Origin of the sequence: Motilimonas cestriensis (assembly GCF_021295315.1) — a bacterium.
Lineage (GTDB): Bacteria > Pseudomonadota > Gammaproteobacteria > Enterobacterales > CBDFNC01 > Motilimonas > Motilimonas cestriensis.
On sequence record NZ_JAIMJA010000021.1, the window covers coordinates 58,748 to 77,258 of the forward strand.

15 protein-coding genes are annotated in these 18,511 nt (G+C 42.6%); 5 read left to right on the forward strand and 10 right to left on the reverse strand.

The features are described 5' to 3' along the window. Positions 1-96: 96 nt before the first annotated feature. The gene (locus K6Y31_RS17575) at positions 97-2,865 is read right to left on the reverse strand and encodes a glycosyl hydrolase family 18 protein (protein ID WP_233054230.1); all 2,769 of its coding nucleotides are present in this window, start codon (positions 2,863-2,865) and stop codon (positions 97-99) included. A 330-nt stretch (positions 2,866-3,195) separates the two neighbouring features. Between K6Y31_RS17575 and K6Y31_RS17580 the strand changes: the two genes are divergently transcribed. Next, on the forward strand, positions 3,196-4,836 hold the full coding sequence (locus tag K6Y31_RS17580; RefSeq protein WP_233054231.1) for an AMP-binding protein: 1,641 nt from the start codon (positions 3,196-3,198) through the stop codon (positions 4,834-4,836). A gap of 56 nt (positions 4,837-4,892) precedes the next feature. Here K6Y31_RS17580 and K6Y31_RS17585 read toward each other — a convergent pair whose 3' ends face one another. The 4 genes from K6Y31_RS17585 to norV form a co-directional block, all read right to left on the reverse strand. Next, positions 4,893-5,405 carry a glycine cleavage system transcriptional repressor gene (locus K6Y31_RS17585; RefSeq protein WP_233054232.1) on the reverse strand — a complete coding sequence of 171 codons (513 nt, stop codon included), beginning with the start codon at positions 5,403-5,405 and terminating at the stop codon, positions 4,893-4,895. A gap of 494 nt (positions 5,406-5,899) precedes the next feature. After that, positions 5,900-7,159, reverse strand: coding sequence for an HPP family protein (locus tag K6Y31_RS17590; RefSeq protein ID WP_233054233.1), 1,260 nt, complete (start codon positions 7,157-7,159; stop codon positions 5,900-5,902). Positions 7,160-7,258: 99 nt separating this feature from the next. After that, on the reverse strand, positions 7,259-8,401 hold the full coding sequence (gene norW, locus K6Y31_RS17595) for an NADH:flavorubredoxin reductase NorW (RefSeq protein ID WP_233054234.1): 1,143 nt from the start codon (positions 8,399-8,401) through the stop codon (positions 7,259-7,261). After that, positions 8,401-9,873, reverse strand: coding sequence for an anaerobic nitric oxide reductase flavorubredoxin (norV, locus tag K6Y31_RS17600; protein WP_233054235.1), 1,473 nt, complete (start codon positions 9,871-9,873; stop codon positions 8,401-8,403). Before norV ends, norW begins: the two co-directional genes overlap by 1 nt. A 194-nt stretch (positions 9,874-10,067) precedes the next feature. Between norV and norR the strand changes: the two genes are divergently transcribed. Together norR and K6Y31_RS17610 are read left to right on the forward strand one after the other, a co-directional pair. After that, positions 10,068-11,651, forward strand: a complete 1,584-nt coding sequence (gene norR / locus K6Y31_RS17605) for a nitric oxide reductase transcriptional regulator NorR (protein WP_233054236.1) — start codon at positions 10,068-10,070, stop codon at positions 11,649-11,651. Between the two features lie 254 nt (positions 11,652-11,905). Further along, entirely contained in the window at positions 11,906-12,832 is a 927-nt protein-coding gene (locus K6Y31_RS17610) for a ChbG/HpnK family deacetylase (RefSeq protein WP_233054237.1), read from the forward strand. A 2-nt stretch (positions 12,833-12,834) separates the two neighbouring features. On the opposite strand, the gene K6Y31_RS17615 is transcribed toward K6Y31_RS17610, so the two are convergent. Continuing rightward, entirely contained in the window at positions 12,835-13,500 is a 666-nt protein-coding gene (locus K6Y31_RS17615) for an ATP-binding protein (RefSeq protein WP_345790269.1), read from the reverse strand. A gap of 145 nt (positions 13,501-13,645) precedes the next feature. On the opposite strand from K6Y31_RS17615, the gene K6Y31_RS17620 reads away from it, so the two are divergent. Both K6Y31_RS17620 and K6Y31_RS17625 read left to right on the forward strand, forming a co-directional pair. Next, complete coding sequence (locus K6Y31_RS17620; RefSeq protein WP_233054238.1) at positions 13,646-14,650, forward strand: competence protein CoiA family protein; 1,005 nt, start codon at positions 13,646-13,648, stop codon at positions 14,648-14,650. Further along, positions 14,635-16,680 carry an ATP-dependent helicase gene (locus tag K6Y31_RS17625; protein ID WP_233054239.1) on the forward strand — a complete coding sequence of 682 codons (2,046 nt, stop codon included), beginning with the start codon at positions 14,635-14,637 and terminating at the stop codon, positions 16,678-16,680. Before K6Y31_RS17620 ends, K6Y31_RS17625 begins: the two co-directional genes overlap by 16 nt. A gap of 62 nt (positions 16,681-16,742) precedes the next feature. Here the strand turns inward: K6Y31_RS17625 and K6Y31_RS17630 are convergent, their stop codons facing one another. The 4 genes from K6Y31_RS17630 to K6Y31_RS17645 form a co-directional block, all read right to left on the reverse strand. Further along, positions 16,743-17,222 carry a hypothetical protein gene (locus tag K6Y31_RS17630; RefSeq protein ID WP_233054240.1) on the reverse strand — a complete coding sequence of 160 codons (480 nt, stop codon included), beginning with the start codon at positions 17,220-17,222 and terminating at the stop codon, positions 16,743-16,745. Between the two features lie 205 nt (positions 17,223-17,427). Next, positions 17,428-17,637 carry a hypothetical protein gene (locus K6Y31_RS17635; RefSeq protein ID WP_233054241.1) on the reverse strand — a complete coding sequence of 70 codons (210 nt, stop codon included), beginning with the start codon at positions 17,635-17,637 and terminating at the stop codon, positions 17,428-17,430. 89 nt (positions 17,638-17,726) lie between these two features. After that, positions 17,727-18,041, reverse strand: coding sequence for a YHYH domain-containing protein (locus K6Y31_RS17640; RefSeq protein ID WP_233054242.1), 315 nt, complete (start codon positions 18,039-18,041; stop codon positions 17,727-17,729). A 33-nt stretch (positions 18,042-18,074) separates the two neighbouring features. Further along, positions 18,075-18,410 carry an endonuclease gene (locus K6Y31_RS17645; RefSeq protein WP_345790268.1) on the reverse strand — a complete coding sequence of 112 codons (336 nt, stop codon included), beginning with the start codon at positions 18,408-18,410 and terminating at the stop codon, positions 18,075-18,077. Between the last annotated feature and the right edge of the window lie 101 nt (positions 18,411-18,511).

Genomic DNA, 18,511 nt, shown 5'->3' on the forward strand with positions numbered 1-18,511 from the left:
AGAAATTGTGGAATTTGTGAACACTTGAGATTTTATCAGTGGTGGTTTTGTGCGTAAGCTCGAGTTTTTAATTCCAGCTTACGCAGGTAGAGCGGATCAGATGAACCAATGAGGAAAGTGTAGCTTTAACACGGGGATATAAGGGCGGGCGATAGGCAGTCTTTGTCCGTCAATTTCAACTTCGTATTTTAACTTAGTTAATTGATGCACCTTAGTAACCTTTTTTGGATTGATTAACCAAGAGCGATGGATCTGCAGTAGCACATCATCGTCAAAATATAACTTAATGGTTTTCAAGCGCAATGTTAGGTATATCGCGTCTTCCGTATTGGGTAAATAAATGCCGCTATAGCCTTTTTCCGCTTTAATATAGAGGATTTTATCTTTGCGCGAAGCAATATCATAAAGCTCTGAAAGCAGCTGAGGCTCTTTCGTGATTTCGTGTAGTTGACGTCTCACCATCTGGATTTGTGTAACCAGACTATGGAAGTAGTAAACATCTTCCTCAGTTAATGGCTCTTTGCTGTAAAGTTCGAAACTAAATTCGCCTAAATCGGGATGCGCAATAGTCACGCTGTCTTCATGCTCTGTTCCTTGACCTTCGTTGCTGTGGATCACGCTATCGCCTTGATACACCCTAACGGTAGGTTGCTTAGGATCATGAATAAACACTTCAAAAGCTTCTTTGATGAGTTCATTGATATCTCTGAGCTTACACGCCTGAGAAGAAAAAGCTTGTAAGGTTTGTAAGCGTTCATTCGCTGCTTCTAGTTGATTTTTATGCTGAATTTCCGTTTTATGCGGATCTGCAGGCAATATTTTTACTTTTTGTTGCGGTAAGGCGGCCGTAGCAGCGGCGCTTTGCAATGATAGGTAACAGCTATGCTGTGTGGCGCTAGCGTCAAAAGTTATCTCTGCACAAATAGCACTGACACATTGTTTTATCAGCGATATATTCGGCATTTGAGCAGGGCTCACTAGTGGTGGAGCGCCTTCTGTTAGCATGCTTATCTGGTAGTAACCTTGGTTAACTTTGGCGTCAAATATGACCGATTTACCTTTATCGCAATTATCAACCGCCCAAGAGACCAAGGTGATTAGTAGTTTTTGTAGATACACCGGATCCGCAATCACGCAAAGATCATCCGTCAGTGCTTTAGCGGTCACAGAAACATTCTTACTCTTAATATAAGGGGATAATATATTAAGGCTAACGTTAAGAATTTCCTTGAAATTAACAGGCTCTAATTCAGCGGTGCGGGGGTTATGAGATAACGTAGTGTCGTGCAATAGGCTGTGGATTAAGTGGTTTATCTCGAGTCCTGTTTGGCCTATCTGTTGTAATTTAGCCTGGCTTTCATCTGCCAATAATCCTTGATGTTGTTTAATGCGCTGTGATAGAGCCGCTATTCCCTGCAGAGGTGTATTGAGCTGTTGTAACTGTGACTTTAGCTGCAAATACTGCTCACGATCTTTAATGTCGGCTTCTTCTTCTTTGTAATGCCTGTATTTGATCCTAATTAAAAGTAGGATCATGAGTAATGAGAAGGCAGCAGTTAATAAAATACGACTTTTATAGTTGGTGTAGAACAGCTTGGTTTGGAATAAAATGGCCTGCCATGGGTAAATGGCTGCGTAAGTTTGCCTGATTAAAGAATCTTTCCCTTTAAGGTCATTATGTACTTGTCGAATGGCTATACCAGCTAAGTCAAGCTGCTCGATATAGGTAATTTTCTCAGCAAGGGACTCTTGGCTTTCATAACTAACAAAGTGACCACCATTTTTTTCTGGGTTGTAAATCCAAGACGACTTGGCACTGTTATCCCAACCTTTTTGATATTTTGGATTATCGAGAAAGCCAACCAAATGCCCTCGGTTGTATAAGCCGGTGCGGCCCGAGCTCGTCGTGTCCCAGCTGCCCCAGCTTACATCACCTGCTGGTGTATAAAGCCCTTTATCATCACTTGGCACTTGATCCCAAGCGGTGGCGAAACTAGCAATGTTAACTACAATTTTTTCTGCAGGAGCGCCTTCATTTAGAACGTTGCGCACTGCTAAGTCTACTGAATTGGCTTCGGTGTTGAGTTTGGCTAGTCTTTGTTGAGTACTTTCTGATAAATATAGCGGTGTGATGTGGTTGGCTATCTTAGCTTCTTCCCAATAGCCGTGCATGTAAGCTGTTGATAAGCTGATTAAATCTAAATAGCGGCTGGCTTCTTTAACTTCCCAGTTTTGCTCGTAACCTATTGCTGCTGAAATAGTACTCATTAATAAGTACTTACGACGATCTTTTTGCCCTGCTAGGTAAAGTTGCTCATTTAGCTCTTGAAGTAACAGAGTAAAATTCTTCTTGTCGGCTGCTAAGCCATGCTGTTTAGCGCGTTGGGTATGAACTGGAAAGTTCCAATCAATTTCAATGCCATCAAATTGATAGCGTTTCATAAAATCGGTCGCTGATTTAGCGAAATCACGGCGCAGCTCAGAGTCTGCCGCTATGTTTGAATAGTGCTCAGAGCGGCCCCAGCCACCAATTGAGATAATGGTTTTAATATGGGGGTGACGTTTTTTTAAGCTTACCATTTGCCCAAAATTACCGCTAAAGGGCAGGCTCTCGTCAGCATCGGGATATTGTAAATTTAAATCCGCGTACTCGTCACCAATCTCAATATTTCCCTCGGCGTCAAATTTTGCACTTTGATAAACCAAGTGGGTAATTTGAGCACCAGGAATATCTTTAATGTGGTAATTAGGGCTATAAATCCCCCATTGCTTGTAATAAGCCATAATCGCTTTTGGTTCAGCGGCTTGAGCGCAGCTGAGTAAAAGGTTGCCAACTACAATGAAGATGATCCACAAAGAACGCATGATGACTTGCTTCTTCCTTAAATTAATAGCTTGTTGAGTAACAGTTTTTTTATTTTTATATGCGCATTAAAGACTAGCAGTAAACCATAAGCAATTACCGATTCAGCCGGCTGTGATCTTCATATCGAAAAGCGGCCAATTGTTAGGTATTTCAAGCTTAAGTCTAGAATTTGACTATGATGCTTTGGTTTCAGTGACTTCCTACTCATTTGCGCCTTCATGGGATTGTGGTGTAAGTGGGCTAGGAGTGCATGATGAAAGCATTGGTTTATGTTATTTACTCGGTTGTTAACCTAAAATAAGTGCTAATTATTATGTTAGGGTTTAGATATGACATTTGCGCATCCAGTTTCAGCATTACGTTACTGGCAACAGCATGCTCCAGAGCAGGTTTTCCTTCGCCAGCCCCAAGGCGACATTTTTATTGAATACACTTGGCATCAAGTAGCTGACGAATCTCGCCGTATTGCCAGTGCGTTAACGGCAATGGGCTTTGAGCCGGGTGAGCGAATTGCGATACTGGCAAAAAATAGTGCTCATTGGTTTATTGCCGACCTTGCGATTATGTTGGCTGGTTATGTCAGCGTGCCGATCTATGCCAGCGCCAGCAGTGAAACTATTCACTATGTGTTAAAGCACAGTGAAACAAGGGCTATTTTTGTCGGTGCTCTTGATCATTGGGCAGACCAAGAAAAGGGAATTGAGAGTGATGTAGTGCGTATTGCCATGGCCGCTGAAACAATGCCAGCTGCGCTGCAATGGTCGCAATTATTAAAAAACAACCAGCCCATTGCTTATTCAGAACAACTCGACCCGAATGCCAAGATGAGCATTGTTTACACCTCTGGTAGTACGGGAGAGCCAAAAGGGGTGGTGATGAGCTTTGCAGGTTTTACCAAAGCGTCATACCATTTAATTGACCAGTTAGATATACATGGCCGTGAGCGAACCGTATCTTATCTGCCTTTGGCTCATATTACCGAGCGAGTATACATTCAAGGTACGGCGTTATTTTCTGGTTTAATCAGTGTTTCATTTGTTGAATCGCTAGCGCGATTTAATACCAATTTACAGTCGATTAAGCCGACATTGTTTCTATCCGTCCCGCGTTTATGGTTGAAGTTTCAGCAAGGTATTTGGCAGAATATACCACCGAAAAAGCTCGACCTCCTACTCAAAGTACCCTTGCTAAGTCGCATGGTAAAAAACAAGATAAAGGTAGCGTTAGGGTTGGAAGAGGCGCGCCTGTTAGGTTGTGGCTCTGCCGCCGTCTCAACAGAATTACTGCGTTGGTATGCACGGTTAGATATTCAAATTTGCCAAGCTTGGGGCATGTCTGAAACATTAGCTTATGGCACATTAAATATTCCCTTTAATTTGAAGCACATCGATTCTGTAGGCCGTACAGGCAAAGGGGCAGAGATTAAGGTGTCCGAACAAGGTGAATTACTGTTTAAAAGTGATGCCATGCTCACTAAGTATTATTTACAGCCTGAGTTAACAAGGCAGCTTTATACTAAGGATGGCTTTATTCATACGGGTGATAAGGCTGAAATTGACGATGAAGGCTACGTTCGTATCACTGGTCGGTTAAAAGATATGTTTAAGACGGCTAAGGGCAAGTATGTCATGCCAGTACCTACTGAGGCAAAGTTTGAAGATTCCTCACTAGTGGAGCAAGTTTGTATCGCAGGCGATGGCTTAGCGCAACCTGTTGCTTTATTGATCTTGTCGGAATTGTCAAAAGAGATGGATAAAGTAGCACTGGAGCATAAGCTAGCTGAGCTGCTTGAGCATATTAATGAGCGCTTAGAGTCCCATGAGCGTTTGGCTCATTTGCTTATTTTAAGTGATGCATGGACACCTGAAAATGGATTGTTGACGCCAACGCTCAAAATCCGTCGGCATAAGCTCGAAGCGAAATATAAATCTCTGTTTATGCAAGCAGACGAAAAAATAGCTTGGTACTAGATTTTGCCGTTTAAGGACTTAACTTATTTGTTAAGTCCTTATTTGCTAGTGAGAGCCTACGCTATTTCTTCGACTTCAACTCTTAAATCACTTGATAGCTTTTCAAGTTCTTCGACAAGAAACTCAGTTCCCATATCGACTGGCACCATCAAGCTAAGCTCAGCAATAAATACCGTTGTACCTAAGCCGATAACACCGAAGCGATGGTTTTCCATATGCTCAATAGCGACCCCTTTACTATCTAAAAAGTGCGCGATGTCGCTAATGATGCCCGGTCTGTCATTTGCTTCAATTTTTAGATTAAGCTGTTCACACTCTGTAACAGTTACCAGCTTGACTTCAGAAGTGCTGACGTGGAAATTAGGGATGCTATTAAAATCAGCCTTTAACGCGGATAAATTCTCGTTGGGAATATCAATTTTAATGATGCCGGCAATTTGTCCTTCGAGGCGGCTAATCTTACTATCGAGCCAACGTCCTTCTAAGGCGTGAGTTTTTCCTGCTAATAACTTGAGCAAATCGGGGCGATCTTCGCCAGCAATGGTGGCCATAAATTGTGTATTCATCATTTCCCCCTTCGGGCTAAACGTATAAGAATAAACTACTACTTATTGGTTAATTAATGTATCAACTGTAGCAATTGTTTTGCAAGTCATTCGTGATCTACTTCACTCAACCCATTGATGAAAAAGAATTAACTGAGGCTTGTTTTAATTATAGTCGATTTCCTTACAATTAATCCTTTTGCTAGCACTCTACGTGGTAGATTAATTTTACGTTTACATATCAATGTGTTGAATTTGTTAATTTGGTGTCTATTTGCGTTAATTTCGTTAACTCGCTTTGGTTGAGCGGGTTTTCGATGCTAGACCTGAGTAAGGGTTTAACGTGAGGTGTAGGGCATGAGTAATGTGCAATCAAGCAAAAAGTTATGGTGGTTAATCGCAACCTTGTGTTGCCTGTCCACGTTCACCAGCGCTGACACTATTAATCGTCACTGCCAGCTAAAAATTATCACAATCCAAGCTCAAGCTCTTTCGGGTAATGGCTTCACTAATGGTCATTAGTATTGGCGGTTATGCACCGTATAGAGTGCGCCAATTAAGTCAGATTGAGTGATGATGCCACACAATTTTTGCTGCGCATCAAGTACCGGAATATGGTGCAAGCCTATGTCTGATAGCAGAGGAACCAATGCCACGATGTGATCGCTATCTTTAACCACTGTTACGTTCGTCACCATTAAGTCTTGCACCCGATTTTGAATTTCATCGTTATGTTTACGCTTAATTAATAGCGTATTTAAATGACGCAACAGGCCAGCGTAGCTAGGTACAGTTAGATGCTTTAAAAAATCGGTACTGGAAATGACTCCTAGCAATTCTTGTTCTGCATTTATTACTGGCAACATACTAATTTTATGTTTTTGTAGTAATTTCCATGCCGTGCCCAAAGAAGCGTCTTGGTTTATGGTAATTAAATCTTGCGACATGATATCGCGACTTAGTATTTCCCCGCTGCGCCTTTGGTATGCGTGTTGTTGGGCTTGTTGATAAATCTGTTCTAAATCCTGTTCACTAATATCGACAACAGAATTAAAGCTGTTAATGGCATGCATTAAGTCGTCAGCTTGCAGGCCTAATCGTTTGAGTGGAGTATGATCTTGATGTAAGTGTATGGGGTCATATTGCTTCACTAACTTAGCGGAGGCGCGCTGTAAAACAAAGCGATTAAGCAATATGCTCACCGCAGAAAATACTACTAAGTTAATTGCCACTGAAGTAATAATGGTGTAATTGACTCCACCACTTTGACTGGCGATCACCGGCACTAGCGCGGTGGCGGCCGCAGGCGGATGGATGCACTGAAAAATGTACATCAGCATCAATATTGCCGCTACAGTGAACCCTGCCATCAGAGCAAAATCATGCACAACATACGTCATCCCAAGCCCGACCAAACAGGCAAGGCTATGACTTGCCATAAAATTCCAGGTTTTGGCCAACGGACTGCTGGGCAAAGCAAAAATAATGACTGCCGATGCCCCCATTGAAGCTAATAGTACTGTGGCAGCTTGGGGATCTTGAAGCGATAAGCTAACCCAAGTGACCAAAAACAAGGTAATAAATGCAGCAATAGCCACTTTAACACGCTCTAGGAGTGGAATACCTATTGTGCTTTGGCTGTCTTTAGGCTGGATACCCAACTGTGCTAGTAAACGGAAAAACCATTTTTGACCATGGGGGAGTTGTGATGGCATATATTTAGTATCAATCATGGCAACAAGAAAGGCAGCATAATGGATCTTTGATCTTGCTGCCAATAATGAGGCTATTTTTTATATCAATAACAACGCCCATCAAGGTGCGTTGATGAAAAGGGGCCGACTAATCAGCCCCTTTGGTCTGGCTGTGGCGTTGTGTTATTGGGCGAGTTGTACCTCTCGCAATAGTGGAAAGGCTTGATTAACACAATCGCGTGTCACTACAAACCCCGTCAGCTTTTGCTCGGAATTGTAAGCCTTTGCCGTTAACCCTTGGGTGGTAAAATTGACTTGCCAGTTTGACGTTGCGCTAAAGTGACCACCCAGCTGGATTGGGTAGTTAGGCGTTTTAACCTTCACCATCATGGCGGGTAGATTAAGCTCTGCTGGCTCACTTAACAATTGTTTGGCTAAGATGTTGGCACTGAGCACGATAGGCTGTAAAAATGACATGACCTTGCCATCAATTTCGGCACAATCACCCAGCGCATAAATGTCCGCAACAGAGGTTTTTAACTGCTTGTCGACGAGTACACCGACGTTTACGGCTATGCCTGCTTGTTTCGCTAAACGAGTGTTAGGGCTCAGGCCCGCCGCTGAAATAATGCAGTCCACTTCATGTATTCGGCCTTGAGCCGTGCTTACCACTAAACCTCTTGGGTTTCTGTTAATGGCCGTCACGTGGCTAGTGAACTCCATCTTTACCCCCTCTTTGAGTAGATGCTGTTCAAGGGATGAGGCGACAAAATGAGGCATTAAGTTGGCGAGCATATGTGAGTGTGTTTCTACGATACGCACTTGCTTACCCGCAGCAATGAGATCCATTGCTAACTCCACGCCGATTAATCCACCTCCCATAATCAGAATTCGTTCACTTTGCGCAATGCGTTGTTGTGCGTCGCGATATTCTTGTAAACTATTCAGCGTCAGCACATCAGCTGCCGCGTTGCCCGCAACCGTGGGGATAAAAGTTTGAGCCCCAGTTGCTAAAACCAGCTTGCTATAAGGGTAGCGTTGACCGTTGGCCATCACACAGCGAGCTTGAGTATCAATACTTTCAACACGGGTGTGGGGTATCAAGGAAACTTGATACTGCTCTGAAAACATTGCGCTGCTTAGCGCCACTAAGTCGTTAGCACTTTGATTGCGCGTAAATACATGACTCAAATCTGGTTTGTTGTACTCATCTCCTGCGTCAGTGGTGATCACTTGAATGGCGATATCAGATTGCTGGCGGCGCAGTGTTTTAATGAGCTGATAAGCGGCAAAACCACTGCCAATAATAATTAATGGTGCGCTCATTAAGCTGCCTCCTCAGCTTTCTTTTGACATGCCACAAATACTTCCTTACCCAAATTGCATTCAGGGCAAAGGAAGTAATCAGGGACTTCAGGCCAAGGTGTGCCGGGCTCAATGCCTTGATTGCTTTCACCTACTAAGGGATCGTACACCCAATTACATACGGTACAAATCATCTCTTGAGAATTACCTTGCTGTTGAACGGGCTCGGTTATTACGGTGGTTGATGGGGCTGGCGCTGCTGATTGCGCACTCATGGGCTGTTGCAGTGTGTTGCTTTGTAAGGCCCAATTTTTAGCCACTTGACGACCATGTTCACGACAGGCTTGCATGGCTTTACCGTCTGGACGCCATTTTGTTTTTAGGCTTAACGCTGTTTCAAAGCCGGCATCGGTTAAGCGTGCGTGGATCCGATCAACTGCGCCACCATTCCAACCATAACTGCCAAAAGCGGCGGCTTTTTTAGCTTTAAATCTTAACCCTGTGATCTCTTCGAGCATGCCCGCAATTTTAGGCATCATGACGTTATTCATGGTTGATGAGCCAACAAAAATACCTTTTGAACGAAACACATTAGCAAGAATGTCATTCTTATCGTGTTTTGAAACGTTAAATACTTTTACCGCAACTTTTGGATCGACATCATGGATCCCCTGTGCAATGGCATCGGCCATCATTCGAGTGTTATTTGACATGGAGTCATAGAAAATAGTGATGCGATCTTCCGCATAATTGTCGGCCCATGCTAAGTACTGATGAATTATTTGGGTGGGATTGTCGCGCCAAACAATGCCATGGGACGTGGCAATCATGTCTACGGGAACATTGAAACTCAGAACTTCTTTAATTTTAGCGGTTACTAAGCTGCTGAAGGGGGTAAGGATATTTGAGTAATAACGCAAGCATTGATCGAATAGTTCATTTTGATCAACTTCATCATTAAATAAATGCTCGTCACAATAGTGCTGGCCAAAAGCGTCATTACTAAAGAGTACCGCGTCGCCTGTTAGGTAAGTCATCATGCTATCAGGCCAATGCAACATGGGGGCCTCAATAAAGATAAGCTGCTTGCCGTTACCGATATCAAGGGTATCACCAGTTTTTACGGTGTTAAAGTTCCATTCAGGGTGGTGGTGATGTCCCACAATTGAATCAATGGCGGCTTCGGTACAGTAAATAGGGGTATTTGGAATTTTTTCCATGAGGGCTGAAAGCGCACCGGAATGATCTTCTTCAGCGTGATTGATCACAATAAAATCGATTTTTTTTAAATCAATTTCTAGCGCAATATTTTGTAAAAATTGGTGGCTAAAACGATGATCTACCGTATCAATTAATACGGTTTTTTCTTCTCTTATCAAGTAGCTATTATAGCTGGTGCCCTTGGTCATTTTGTATTCGGTGCCGTGAAAGTCTTGTACTTCCCAATCGCGTTGGCCGACCCAGTGAATGTTATTTTTTACGTGGATGGTCATGGTTTGCTCCTATCATAGTTTAAAGATAAATTAATAAATTCAACCTATGTATTGCAGGCTCTATGCCAAATCGTATCTTGTTGTTTATACTGTATTTATTTTTTTCTTAGTTATTAATTGTGTCATTTTGATACTCTTTACATGTGTTAAAAAGACAGTAATATTGTCTTTATGACACAACTTAGGATGCTGTAATGGCAAAAATTTCTTCTCAATGGCTTCAAGTTGCTCTTGATCTTAATTCGAGTCTATCCAGCCAAGATCGGTTTGAACGGCTATTGTCGACCATTCGTCGCACGCTTAACTGCGATGCATCAGCATTATTGCTATTTCAAGAACAACACTTCATTCCTTTAGCTATTAATGGTCTGGCCGACGAAGTACTGGGTCGACGCTTTGCTGTGTCGGCCCATCCGAGGCTGGAAGCGATCGCCCGTGCCGGAGATGTCGTTCGCTTTCCTGCCGACAGTGACTTGCCTGATCCCTACGATGGTTTGATCCCTAATCATGATGATAAATTACAGGTGCATTCATGTATTGGCTTGCCCTTGATCATTGGCGGGCGTTTGCTTGGCGCAATGACCATCGATGCTTTTGACCCCGAGCAATTTGAAGACTTTGCCGACGATGAACTACGCATTGTCAGCGCGTTAACCGCCAGTGCGCTACATGGCGCACTATTACTTGAGCAATTGGAAAAGCAAACCTTGCTTGGCCATGAGCCGTTGACTGAAAAACACAGTATACGTCAAGAAATGATTGGCACTTCGGCGGTCATGACCGACTTAAGAGCTCAGATAAATGCAGTGGCTAACACAGATTTAACGGTTTTGGTGACAGGAGAAACGGGAGTCGGTAAAGAGCTGGTAGCCAATGCCATGCATTTTCAGTCGGCCAGAGCGAGCGAAAATTTGGTTTACCTTAACTGTGCTGCTTTGCCCGAATCGGTGGCTGAGAGTGAGCTGTTTGGGCACGTTAAAGGTGCGTTTACCGGCGCGATTAGCCATCGCAAAGGCAAGTTTGAGCAAGCTGATAATGGCACCTTATTTTTGGATGAAGTTGCTGAGTTGACTCTAACACTACAAGCTAAACTATTAAGAGCGCTGCAATTTGGTGATATTCAGCGGGTGGGGGATGATTGTCATATTCGGGTTAATACGCGTATTGTTGCGGCGACGAATCGCAGTTTAGATGAAGAGGTTCGGACAGGCCGTTTCCGCGCCGACTTGTATCATAGGTTGAGTGTGTTTCCGTTGTTTGTGCCACCGTTACGTGATCGAGAGGGAGATGTTGTGCTGTTGGCGGGTTTTTTCGCTGAACGCTGTCGGCAAAAATTAGGGCTGAGTGGTATTCGTCTTGATGACAGTTTTATTGCCGCGATTAAGCAGCATCACTGGCCGGGCAATATTAGAGAACTTGAACATGTGATTAATCGTGCTGCCGTGATTGCGCGAGTGGGAGATAATCTGAGTCACTTGGTGTTGACGGCTGAGATGCTGTTGCCAGAGCTTCATGCTGGTTTTGCAGCTGGGCGCGAAGGTGAAAAAGCCCTTACCAATGTGCCCTGCATAGAGAATGAAACCAGCGCAAAAAGCGCGATACTTTCTCGGATAGAGGTGCAAGGCGTGGGGTTAAAACTAGCAACGCAGCAATTCCAAAAAGACTTAATCGCGCAATGTTATCGGCGTAATAATAACAATTGGGCCTCTACGGCACGGGATCTTGAATTAGATAATGGTAACTTACATCGATTAGCAAAAAAATTGGGACTGAAGTAGTGAATGTTTGCCCCATGGATCATTGCTCTATTATTTATTTGTCATGCTTGCTTGTGATGATCACTTAAATTTTAATTAACCTCAGTTCTGTTTAAGCCTAATACAGCAAAATAAAGTATGTTTTACGGCAAAATTTCGTTTTCAGGGATGAAAACGCAAAGCTTATAGGGACATATTCACAGCGTTTTTGCAGAAAAACATACTATATTCGCTTATCCAAGATTCGGGTTAATTATTGAATGTAAGGGCGGGCAATGAAAAATACTTTGTTACAAAAGCTAGGCTTTGGGCGAGAAGATCGTGTGGTGTTGTTTCATTGTGACGATATCGGCATGAATCTAGGAAGCGTGCAGGCTTATCAAGATTTAAAAGATTTTGGCTTGGCCCGTTCTGGATCTGTGATGGTGAATTGTCCGTGGTTTTTATCGGCTGCTAACTTAGCTAAATCGCAATCCGACGCGGATTTAGGCATTCACCTGATGCTAACGTCAGAATGGCAAGAATACCGCTGGCGGCCACTGACCAATCCCTCGCCAGAATCGGGTTTAGTTGACGCTGAAGGTTTTTTTCATCGCAGTGAATACGACTGTTGGTCGCTGGCTCAAGCTGACGCCATCGAGCAGGAAGTGATTGGGCAAATTGAAGCGGCATTGCGAGTAGGCATGCCTATTTCTCATTTAGATTCTCATATGTTTGCGATGTTATCAGCGAAAACCTTGCCGATATTCTATCGCGTTGCCCAGCTTTATAACTTGCCTATGATGGCCTTGCATTCGGATTACCTAAATAGGGTTGAGCCCTTTATCAAACATACCCAAATGCAACGTACTGAAAATCCATTAGTACCAGAATGGCCTGAGGTGCTAGTAACAACGAGAGAGATTGAGCAAGCACACATTCCCTTATTTGATAACTGGTGCAGTCTGCCTTACAAAAATGCAGATGATCGGGTGGGGCACATTAAACACTTGCTAACAGAATTGCCCGTGGGCGTTAGCTTCTTTATGTTACATCCTTCTCTTGATACCCCTGAGTTGCGTGCAATTTGCCCCGGTATGGATTGGCAAGTCCGCGTGGCTGATTATCATGCGTTGCTCAGCACAGAGTTACAGGCGTTTATTAAGCAACAAGGTATCCAGTTGATTTCATTTAAAGACATTCAAGCACTGCAAACAAGCTAAAACTACATGCGGCCTAAGCTGGCCAATAGTCGCTCCATGGCGCGATAGTTTAACGCTTCGCTGAGGTGAGAGCGGCTAATATTTGTCTCGCCTGCCAAGTCAGCAATGCTACGCGCAACCTTGATAATGCTGTGCCAAGCACGAACTGATAGCCCGAGCTTTTCGATGGCATTTTCTAAAAACTCACTGTCGACGGACGGTAACGGGCAAAACTGTTTGATTTCGGCCGCCGTTAAATGTGCATTAAGCTTATCTTGTCGTGCTAGTTGCCTATTGCGGCTGGCGATAACTCGCTCTTTGATGGTGGCGCTATTTTCTCCCTCTTGGCTCGGCTGGCTTAGGCTGCCTTTGGGCAAAGCGGGGATCATTACTGAAATATCAAACCGGTCGAGAAAAGGGCCTGATAAGCGTTGTAAATAACGCTGAATTTGATCCGGCGAGCTACGGCTAAGTTCTCCCTGATGAAAGCCACAAGGGCTCGGATTCATCGCCGCAATAAGCTGAAATTTAGCCGGAAAGTTTAACCGTGCGGTGGCGCGTGAAATGGTGATTTGCTGACTTTCCATCGGTTCGCGCAAATTGTCTAAAATAACACGGGAAAATTCTGGCAGCTCGTCTAAAAAAAGTACCCCATTATGACTTAAACTTATCTCGCCCGGTTTTGGTATGAATTACATTGATTAAGTGTAATGAACATCGCTATAGTGTAGCGGAGTCGCAATGTATGACAGGTTTACTATTAAAATGTTGATTAGATTCAGAGTTTGGATTGTGAAGATGGTAGACTTCTTTTTTACCTAATTATTTATAGGCTTGGCAATCATTATCGTCCAATCTAGCTCGGTACAGTACGCCTTTGCGTTAGATAAAGAGGGTGCACTTATACATATTAGCAAAGCCCAACGATCTAATTCTTATATTTGCCCTGGATGTAAAAGCCCTTTAAGTCCTGTATTAGGTGACGTCAACGCAAAGCACTATCGACATTCAGAGGAGTGCTGTCCTCTGGAAACATACTTACATAAGACAGCTAAGGAAGCATTATTCCTCTGTTATCAACACGCGATTAAAACGGATATACCAATTACGTTAGAACTAAAGCGTAGCGTTTCTTGTTCTGACCCACGTTTAGGTTTGCTAAGAAATGCAAATCAGTGTTCTAAATCGGCTCCGGCACGCTACAACCTAACTCAATTTTTCGACCTCGTAGATCTAGAAAAAGTAGATAAAAATACTGGTATGCAACCAGATGTTTTGCTGAGTGAATCATCTGGTACAAGGCGCTGTTATATCGAGGTTTGTGTTACACATCCATGTGCTCAGCAAAAAATAGATACCGGTATTCCTATAATTGAGTTTAAGGTTCAATCTGTCGATGACATTATTATGTTGTCTAGCGGGAAATACTCAGTTGAGGACGAAAGATTAAGTGTATTTAATTGGCTTCCTCCTCCTAGGGTTGATAATAAATGTAGTGAACCTTGCTCAGTTGGTGACATGGAGATATCTGTTTGGCGTTTGAGCGACTCAGGGAGATTAAATGAGATAATTATGCCTTTATCTGACGTTGATTTAATTACTGACTCAGTGATTAACGCATGGCCTAGCTCCCTCGGCGCTGATGATGTAGCAAATAACCTTAGAAGCTTTCTTCGCCATGTCGATCCACAAATGCTGTTTTCAAACTGCATTATGTGTGATCAAGCTGACACGTGGAAGAGCGGTTATATTCGATGTCAGAGTAAAGCTAAGCTAGTTCCTTATACCGAAGCCCGTCAGTGCGCGGCTTATAAGGTGAAAGAATGGCAAAAAGACTAACTTGGGAGCAGAAACACATTGTTAACCATGATACTGGCCATGCCTTGGTTAAAGCTGTACCTGGAAGTGGTAAGACTACCACACTTGTAAAGCGCGTTGAACGATTGGTTAAGTCTGGGACCGATCCTCGTTCTATACTGATCTTGATGTATAATAAGTCCGCGCAGGAAAGTTTCATCGGCAAGTTGACGATGGCTTTGCAGTCGAACGTTATTCCTGAAGTTCGTACATTTCATAGTCTAGCTTTAAAAATCGTTTGTCATGCGGAGCGCTTGCAAGTAATCAAGAAGAAAAAGTTACTCACTCCAGATAACTTCGACTACGAAAAACTAGTTAAAGCAGCATATCGTAATGGTTTCGAGCATGAAGGAAGCTATATAAACTCTAGTGAGATTGAAGAGTTCGAACTTTTTATTTCTCGCTGTAAGGCTGCAGCAGTAACTTCATCTGATGCAGCTACAGACCCTACTTTCAAAGCCATAAAGCGAGAGCTCATTCGTGCCTATAGTTACTATTGTGAGCAATTGGAGGAAAAAAACCTGCGAACTTTCGATGACTGTCTAATTGAAGCTGTTTCCTTATTACGACATTTTCCTAGCCTTGGAAATCATTTTAGTCACATAATTGTTGATGAGTATCAGGATGTTAATTTAATACAACATGACATGACCCGATTGTTATCTAAGTCTGATACGTCAGTTATGGCTGTAGGTGATATAAATCAATGTATATATGAGTGGCGTGGTGCTCGGCCAGATTTTATCGGTGGTCTATTTGAAAAGCACTTCTATAATACTCGAGTATTTCAGCTTTCATGTACTTTCCGGTTTGGACATCAGCTTTCTTTAATGGCAAATTCAGTTATTCGGCGTAATTCTACAAAGTTAACTAGGCTATGCGTAAGCCATCATAGCGCCCCAAAGACTGAAGTTAGAATATACGTTGATAACTGCTTGTCGAAAGCACTAAAAGACTCTCAGATAGAGAATGGTACGCAAGCTATTTTGTCTCGTACTAAAGCGAGCCTAGCTGAAGCAGAAGTTGCTTTACGCCTTTGTAGTCTGCCCTATCGTTATCTTAATGGCTCCACATCTTTGCAACATCGTTCTGAAATAGGGATGCTAACTGTCGGTATTTTACTGTCTGTATATGGCGATCTTCAATTACTTGAAAAACATCCAAACAAAGAAGCTTTGATTAACGGGTTTCTAAGAGAGATGGGTTTCCGTTGGCAAAAAGGGCAACTCAAAGCTGCACGAAATGGATTGGCACATAATTCAGATCTATATTCTGTTTTGGGAAGGGTATTTGATGACGGATCAAGTTCTCAACACCACAAGGAGCTTTTAGAAAAGCTCGCTAGCATTTGTAAGACCGGCGGGAAGGAAATGCTTGCTTTTGATGTGTTAATGCTACTAAAAAAGGCTGGTTTCATGGACGGTATCGGCACAGAAGGAGTTACTCGCACAGGCTCTAATGATCGACGGCGAGGGATGGTGAGGATAGAAGAATTACTAGAATTGAGTAAAATTGACTCTAGTACGTTTTTACAACTCATTCTTTACCCAGAAGAAGCTTCTAATGACTGCGAACCATTTATTCTCTCTACTTTACATGGCTCGAAAGGCCTAGAATGGGATAATGTAGTGTTGGTCGGTCTGAATGATGAAGAGTATCCTGGTGGAATAAACGACGATGGGTATAGCGTTACTGCATCAAAGAATAGCCCTATTAAAGATGACAATATTGAAGAAGAGCGACGTTTATTCTATGTGGGAATGACTCGAGCGAAGCAACAGTTGAATTTGGTTGTCCCCCATGATGACGGATTGATACGGTGGCTTGAAAATTGCTGGGACAGTACCCCGAAAAAATCATCAATAGCGACTAGGTTCGTTTATGAGACTGGCTACACTGCTTGTAATGTAACGAGTCATGTTATCTACAATAGCGAAGAAAAGAATCAGAAGTCAGAACTCAGCAAATTTCATCAATGGTATTTAAGAGACTTGCAGAGGCTAAAAGTATAATTAAGTATCACTGATGAAGCAGTGGTACACACTCCCTGTAGCGGGGAGTGTTGCAAAATTTACTAGAAGTCAATATTGCGTTTACGATCAAATTTCCGATTTATGGATGCAGCTTCAGATGGATACTGACCTAGAGCTAGCAGAGCTGCCCAAAATTCGTCATCAAATGCATCATCCAGCTTCATGTAGCGGCATATATGGATAAGAGCCGCCCTTGTCCAGTCAGAGCCCCCCTTGGTTACTCCGTATTTTTTTTCTAATGCATAGAACGTAGGTACATTGTTATCTTGCCAGCATTGATCAAGGTACTTTGATAGTTCATCTACTTTATCGATGCTAATCAGAAATTGCTCTTGATAGTGTTCATGAGGTTTTATAGGGACACTACCATCTCCATCGTGGAATAGTGGGTACACGTTATTGTACCAGGCGTACAGATAGGCATCGGTGAATTCGTCGTGGTGCACTCCTAGGCTAAGTACTTGCAAGCGCTGTTGTGTAAACAGCGCATTAATGATCGTCTTGTTCATATCATTGTTCATTAAATCATCCTTTACTGGCTCGAATTCGTTTTCGTGATGACTGTAGATGCTACAAGCTTTGTAGGCTTCTCGCGTTCTTGATTTTTCGAACTGAAATTTGAGTTTTGATGTTTGGTCGATGTGATTAAGCGAACATAGTAGTGTGTTCGACATGATCGAGAAGAGAAGTCAACATGTAGTGATGATGTTGACTTCTTCACGTGGACTATTCTAATCGAAATTTGTTTTTATCTACATATGGATGAAACTCGTTATGTAGAAGGCGAGTTTTTCCGCTTAACTTTTTTAACTCTTCGCCCATTTGTTTGAGCTCTTTTCGGTTTGCGTCAGTTTGTCTTTTACTTACTTTTCTTAAATGATAATCGAGCTCATGGTCTTGAGAAAAGTTTACATAATCATTATCGCTGATACCCATTAGGTTACCTCTCTAAATTAATTTTGATAAAAATATCATGTTTAATTTATCATCTTATGATTTTATGAGTCTTTTTCAAGGTCGCACGATCACTTTTTACGTGAATCTGTTATTTGACTCTCTTTTTGGGCTTCATTTATTGCCACTGCACTTAAATCTGTCTTAGGCTCTTTTACCGGCTTTTCAAGTGAATGTTCAAATTGGTCTACCGTCTTGACAGACATCCCATCAAAAAATGGGTTGTCTGTTGAGTTATTATTGTGGCAGTGTCTCTCGCCAGCTATTTCACCCCAAGATGCGCAGTTTGTGCGGCAATAGTGACAACCATCAGAAGCGGTTCGGCCCGGATGTGCAGTTACAGAACAAGACAACACAGTTAAACTAGCTAAAAGTAATTTTTTCATCTGGACCTCTTTAATAATGGCTTATTGTATGTTTCAGCAGCGCTGAATCATGATTGGATTAATATTTTGTTGAATACTTTCTATTCGTTGATTTCTTTTGCATTCCCAAGGTGTGACTGGGTACATTTTATCCCATGCCATCATTAACCTTCGTTGCTGTGAGCTCATTGTATAGTTGGGATATGCTGACTCCATATATAGGTATGTACGGGCTATCTGTCCGCGAGCGGTGGCAGGTGGCTCTACTTTTCTATTATTTATCTTCATATTGCAGGAACCAAAAGACGCAGGGCTATTGGGTAGCATAGTAAAGTTATAATTGCTTCGCATCGCATTTACGGCTCTACCTAGTAAAATCATAGTTGACATCTACCTATAAAAATATACAAATGAACATATGATTTATTAAGAGGCAATTTAGTGGCTAGACGAAGATTTAATTCCTCCAAACACTTTCGTTCACAAGCAAG